The organism is Bdellovibrionales bacterium (genome assembly GCA_019750295.1).
Classification (GTDB): Bacteria; Bdellovibrionota; Bdellovibrionia; order Bdellovibrionales; family JAGQZY01; genus JAIEOS01.
This window is the reverse complement of sequence record JAIEOS010000056.1, coordinates 23,231-29,252: the sequence shown is the minus strand read 5'-3', so window position 1 is coordinate 29,252 and position 6,022 is coordinate 23,231. Positions and strand designations below refer to the sequence as shown.

At 44.3% G+C, this 6,022-nt stretch carries 4 protein-coding genes; all 4 read left to right on the top strand.

What is annotated here, in order from left to right; translation table 11 throughout:
* Positions 1-129 precede the first annotated feature (129 nt).
* The 4 genes from K2Q26_10350 to K2Q26_10335 all read left to right on the top strand — a co-directional run bounded on the left by K2Q26_10350 (position 130) and on the right by K2Q26_10335 (position 6,016).
* Positions 130-2,391, top strand: coding sequence for a heavy metal translocating P-type ATPase (locus tag K2Q26_10350; GenBank protein MBY0315911.1), 2,262 nt, complete (start codon positions 130-132; stop codon positions 2,389-2,391).
* Positions 2,388-2,777 (top strand): Cu(I)-responsive transcriptional regulator, encoded by a 390-nt coding sequence (gene cueR / locus K2Q26_10345; protein ID MBY0315910.1) that lies wholly within the window; start codon positions 2,388-2,390, stop codon positions 2,775-2,777. The genes K2Q26_10350 and cueR overlap by 4 nt, the downstream gene beginning before the upstream one ends.
* A gap of 200 nt (positions 2,778-2,977) precedes the next feature.
* The gene (locus tag K2Q26_10340) at positions 2,978-4,990 is read left to right on the top strand and encodes a multicopper oxidase domain-containing protein (GenBank protein MBY0315909.1); all 2,013 of its coding nucleotides are present in this window, start codon (positions 2,978-2,980) and stop codon (positions 4,988-4,990) included.
* Between the two features lie 291 nt (positions 4,991-5,281).
* Positions 5,282-6,016: a hypothetical protein gene (locus K2Q26_10335; GenBank protein ID MBY0315908.1), complete on the top strand. Its 735-nt coding sequence runs from the start codon at positions 5,282-5,284 to the stop codon at positions 6,014-6,016.
* Positions 6,017-6,022: the final 6 nt, after the last annotated feature.

Sequence of the window (6,022 nt, the reverse complement as noted above, 5' to 3'; positions counted from 1 at the left end):
AAAAGTAAAAATTTCGCTCAGCCTCTGCTGTCGGTAATTCTAGAGATTTATTAGAATTTTATCCGCGGATGCGGGTCGTTGGAAGCTTTATCCTTGAATGCGTAGGTTATATAAAAAAAAGAGTTACAAATGGAGTTTATAAAAACAACCGCGGAAGCATCCCATTCTGAAATCGACCTTGATATTGAGGGAATTACCTGCGCTTCGTGCGTGTTTCGAGTGGAGAAAGCTCTGAAGTCTACGCCTGGAGTTAAAGAGGCTACGGTGAATCTTGCCACTGAAAAAGCTAAAGTCATATTCGATGAACGGGTTTCTAAAAGTCATTTGTTCCGCGCAGTGGAGAAAGCTGGTTACAGAGCAAAACAATCAAATAAACCTGAAACCTCTATGAGCGATGCCCATCAGCACGATGAGAAGTGGACGGTGAACAAAACAACAAATTTGAAACACCTCAGAGAGCGCGTGATTTTCTCAACCCTTCTGTCTGTTCCTTTAGTATTACCGATGCTGACCGCTCCTTTTGGAATTGAGCTTGTGGTGCCGGCATGGGTTCAGTTTGTGCTAGCAACTCCGGTTCAATTTTGGTTAGGGAGCCGATTTTATGTTGGGAGCTGGAGAGCTGTTAAAAATTTAAGTGCAAACATGGATCTGCTCGTAGTTCTCGGGACAACAGCGGCCTATGGACTGAGCCTTTACCTCTGGTTCTTTGGTTCTGGTCATCATGGAAATGCTCATCTGTACTTTGAGGGAGCTGCCGTAATCGTTACATTAGTGCTTTTAGGAAAGTATCTGGAATTTCGCGCTAAAAAACAAACAACAGCAGCTATATCGGCGCTTCAATCTTTGCGCCCAGAGATCGCCAGGGTAAGAAGGCATGGTGAAGATTTAGAAATACCTATTTCTCAGGTCCAAGTTAAAGATAATGTTTTTGTTAGACCTGGGGAAAAGATTCCTGTTGATGGGATAATTATAGAGGGACAAAGTGAAGTGGATGAATCTCTGATCACAGGAGAAAGCCTGCTGGTTATTAAGTCAGTGGGGGAAAAGGTCATTGGTGGGTCTATAAATGGCAATGGGACCTTGCTCGTGCAAACTACGGCTCTTGGTGCTGAGACAACTCTGGGTCGCATCGTGCGCTTCGTAGAGGATGCTCAGGCAGGGCGCGCCCCAGTTCAGCGACTCGTCGACAAGGTGAGTTTGATTTTTGTTCCAGCGGTTTTAGTTATCGCTTTGGGCACGATATTCGGTTGGGGTTTATTATCTGGAGATTGGGAGACCGCTGTAATTAATGGAGTAGCAGTTCTGGTCATAGCCTGCCCTTGCGCCTTGGGTTTGGCCACTCCGACCGCGATTATGGTTGGTACAGGTGCTGCTGCGCGAGCAGGCATTTTAATAAAGGACGCAGAGGCTTTGGAGCTTGCTCACTCAGTAACCACCGTTGCGTTTGACAAGACCGGCACTTTGACTGAAGGACGGCTGCAAGTGGTGCAATTTCTAGCTCATGATGCTGATGTTAAAAAAGTACTGGGACTTGTGGCTGCAATCCAATCTGGTAGTGAACATCCACTAGCTCGGGCGGTGTTAAATAAAACTAAAAACGACAAAATAGTATTCGCGCCTGCAAAAAACGTAAAAGCCATCCCTGGTCGCGGGCTACAGGGAGAAGTGGATGGTCAGAAGTTTGTTGTAGGTAATGAAGCATTGCTTAAAGAAAACAATATTTCTTTTAAAGACTATGCTGATGCCGCGAAAGTTAGTGAAGATCGCGGCTACACGGTCTCATTTATCGCGGACCTTACCAAAGGGAAGGTGCTTGGACTCATCTCCTTCGGAGATCAGATAAAAGATTCATCACCCGAAGCAATTTCGCGATTGCATGAACTCAAAATTAAAACAGTTATGCTCACGGGCGATAATGAGGGGAGCGCCCAACAGGTCGCAAAACTATTAGGAATTGATACAGTGAAGTCACGTGTGCTTCCGCAAGATAAAGCTCGATTCATTGATGAGCTAAAATCTCAGGGAGAAATTGTGGCCATGATTGGCGATGGCGTCAATGACGCTCCTGCCTTGACGTCCGCTCATGTGGGTATAGCGATGGCGACTGGAGCTGACGTGGCAATGCACACAGCAAGCATTACGCTGATGCGCGGAAACCCCCTTTTAATTCCAGATTCAATTGAAATCTCCCGACGCACGTACCGCAAGATCAAACAGAATCTATTCTGGGCGTTTATTTACAATCTTATTGGTATTCCGCTCGCTGCCGCGGGATACCTGAGTCCGGTTATTGCCGGGGGAGCAATGGCTTTTAGTAGCGTGAGTGTTGTTACGAACTCTTTGCTGCTAAGACGCTGGAAAGCTGCAAGTCAGAAAAAGGAGAAAAAATGAATATTGGGGCCGCCGCAAAAAAATCAGGTGTTAACGCCAAATTAATTCGCCATTATGAATCTATTGGAATCATTCCAAAGGCAACAAGAACGGAAGCTGGTTACCGCACTTATTCCGACATTGATGTGAATATACTATCCTTTGTAAGACGCGCTCGAAAGCTTGGTTTTTCGATGAAAGAGATTAAAAAGCTTGTCAGCTTATGGAGAAATAAAACGCGCGCAAGTAGCGAGGTAAAAAATCTAGCTGTCAATCATATTAGAGAGATGGAGCGGAAAATAAGCGAACTTCAGGATATGGTGAAGACATTGAAGCGCCTCGCAAAAAATTGTCACGGCGATGATCGCCCAAATTGTCCTATTTTAGACGGTCTTGAGGAGAATTAGAAGTGCGTCCATCTATAGAAGTCCGTGTTGTGAAGTTAGGAGTTACTAAATGAGAAAATTTTTCGTGCTGATTCTCGCTTTTTTTTGTTTCACCGCAAATTTATGCAAAAACAGTAAGATATGAGCTAACTGCAACTCGACAAAAAATAAATGTCAGCGGAAAGAAAGAAATCGATTTTGCTCTCCTGCTTAATGGCAAGATGCCGGCGCCGGTATTGGAGTTTACAGACGGCGACGATGCGGAAATTTTAGTGACGAATAATATTCCACATCAAGAGCTGTCTATTCATTGGCATGGAATTTTATTACCACCTGACATGGACGGTGTTCCTTATGTGAATACGCCACCCATTAAGAGCGGCACAAGTCATTTGTTCAAATTCAAGCTACGACAAAATGGAACTTACTGGTACCACTCGCACACAGGAGTTCAGGAGCAAAAAGGTATATACGGCGGCATTGTCATTCACCCGAAGAAGAAAACTATTAAAGTTGATAAAGAGGTCGTCGTCGTTCTCAGTGACTGGTCTGACGAAAATGCCGATCAAATTCTTAAAAATCTAAGAAAGGATGGAGACTATTATCTCTACAAGAAAGATACGATGCGATCCTACGTTGGTTCAATTCGGCAAAATTCGCTGGGCAACTATCTTTATAACGAATGGACTCGAATGGGTGGGATGGATCTTTCGGATGTCGGTTACGATGCTTTTCTAATTAACGGAAAACGAGATTCCCAGCTTCTTATGGCGCACCCTGGAGAGCGGATAAGGATTCGTATTATCAATGCCGCCGCTTCCAGTTATTTTTATATATCTTTAGGCCAAGCGCCTCTGAAAATTATTTCTGCCGATGGGGTTGATGTTGAGCCTATAGAAGCGAAAGAATTCTTGATTGGTATGGCCGAGACGTACGATATACTTTTTACTGTCCCTGAACACAAAAACTTCGAACTCCGAGCGACAGCCCAGGACGGGACAGGGTTTGCTTCTGGTTGGATCGGTATGGGCGAAAAGGTTTTTGCTCCTGATCGGTCGATGCCTGATCCATACGCCACTATGGAGCACGGGTCACATGGTGGTCACATGGTAAAGGTAGCGGAGGCGGAAGGTCATAATAGCCATAAGAACTACGGTGACAAATCAAAACCAGAAGTTTCTCCTGGGCATGACCCACATAAACATCATGAAGGTCTTAAAACCGCTAAATTGGAGATTCGAGGAAAAGTAGTTGAATCGTTGACGGTAAATGATTTAAAAGCGCCGGCTGAAACAGCCTTCGCAAAACCCGGAGCTACTTATGATGTAAAACTCGTTCTAGACGGAGATATGGCCCGTTATATTTGGTATATCAACGGAAAAGCCATCCACCAGGATCGAAACATTGAAATTAAAACCAACGATGTTGTGCGCTTCACATTTGTGAATCAAACGATGATGCATCATCCGATCCATTTGCATGGGCATTTCTTTCGAGTAATAAATCAACATGATAAAAGGTCTCCGATGAAGCATACAGTCGATGTGCCTCCGCATGAAACGCAAGTTATCGAATTTATGGCAAATGAGCCGGGCGAATGGATGCTTCATTGTCACAATCTTTACCACCTCAAGACGGGAATGGCGAGGGTAGTAAGGTACTCGTCATTTACGCCAAAACCTGAGATTGCAAAGTGGCAAGGATTAGATCCGCATTTGCATGATCATTGGTACTCGTATTCAACGCTTGAGACATCCTCAAATCATGGAGAGGCTTATTTACGATGGTCACAAACTTGGAATCAGTTTGAGGCGCGGGTAGAAACGGCAAACATAGCTCGAAAGCAGTTTTCATTTGATAAGAGCTGGGATTATGAGGTCGATGTATTTTATCGGAGATGGTTTAATAGATTCTTTAATGTTGTCGTCGGGGGCGTGAGTTATGGAGAAAAGGAATTTGCAGTTACTGGATTTGAGTACATGCTTCCTTTTCTCGTGCGCACCAATTGGCTCATCGATCACGACGGCAAATTCCGGTTAGATGTTGATAAGCGGTTCCAATGGACTAAAACTGTTTTCACAGATGTCGATTTCACTTGGCGCCCGGATCGAACAGAGGGGGCGCATGAAACGGAAATAGAAATTTCTTTGATGTACTCGCCTCGATGGTCTTGGGCTGCGGGCTTGATGCTAACAAACGATAGTCTTGGTGGAGGACTTGAGATTCAGTTCTAGAAATCAACGGGACCGAGGAGGTCTCTGTTTGGAACTTGTTCGTAATTTTGGGCTCGATTTTGGAGAGTTGTGTACTTTTGTTATGAACCCTAATGTAAGAACCTGTGAGTCAGGCAAAGCACATTATTTTAGCAAATATTAAAACGGTTTTTTGTCACTTTATACGCAGACCCGTCGCCAGCCTACAAAGTCGGTGTCAATTTTTAACGATTTGCCGTGCGGCTAAAGATCCAACGCTTGACACCTTTCGTAACGCGTAGAAAAGTTTCTGTTAACCAAATAGGGGGGGTTGTGAAAAAACTGTTCAGTATTATTTTGACGTGTGCTTGCTCCGCGATTGCCTTCGCTGGTGTAAACATCGAATCTTCTCAGTCTAAGGTTTCTGCATCGGAAAAAGTCATTTATTCGTTTCATCTATTCGATGATATAGCGTCGGCAATAATTACCGATAAAAACCTCGTCGAGACGCACACCAAAATATTGCATCTTGTCGTTTATGATGCATCTTTAAATGAATTTAATCATGTGCATCCTGAGTTTGACGGACAAATATGGGCTGTGGAATTGAATCTCCCAGTCAACGGAAAATACTCGGTATGGGCTCAGGGCGAAACAAAAGACGGGCAAGAATTTTCAGTCTCTAGGGAGCTCAGTGTCGAAAACGGGAAGCCAGAAATCCCCATGGCGCCGCTCGGAGATGTCAGATTAGGAGAAGACGGATCAACACGATTAAAACTTGCGAATACAAAAGTTAAAGCTGGCAAGATGGTGATGATTGATTTTACAATTTCACGAACAGATGGAACTACACCAAGTTTATCTCCATATCTGGGCGCGTTTGCTCATGTGATTGCCACAGCGATGAACGGCAACGAGCTAATACATGTCCATCCAATGGAGGGCAGCGAGCCCAATACGGGCATGCTGCATGCTACATTTCCACACGCAGGTGAATTTCGTTTATGGGTACAATTCATCGATGAGAATGTTCTTAAAACAATACCCCTGTCTATAACAGTTAAATAAGGAGAC

What these genes read in the sequence shown, in the direction of transcription:
- K2Q26_10350 (MBY0315911.1), top strand. Translation starts at nt 130, where the DNA reads ATGGAGTTTATAAAAACAACCGCGGAAGCATCCCATTCTGAAATCGAC.
- cueR (MBY0315910.1), top strand. Translation starts at nt 2,388, where the DNA reads ATGAATATTGGGGCCGCCGCAAAAAAATCAGGTGTTAACGCCAAATTA.
- K2Q26_10340 (MBY0315909.1), top strand. Translation starts at nt 2,978, where the DNA reads ATGCCGGCGCCGGTATTGGAGTTTACAGACGGCGACGATGCGGAAATT.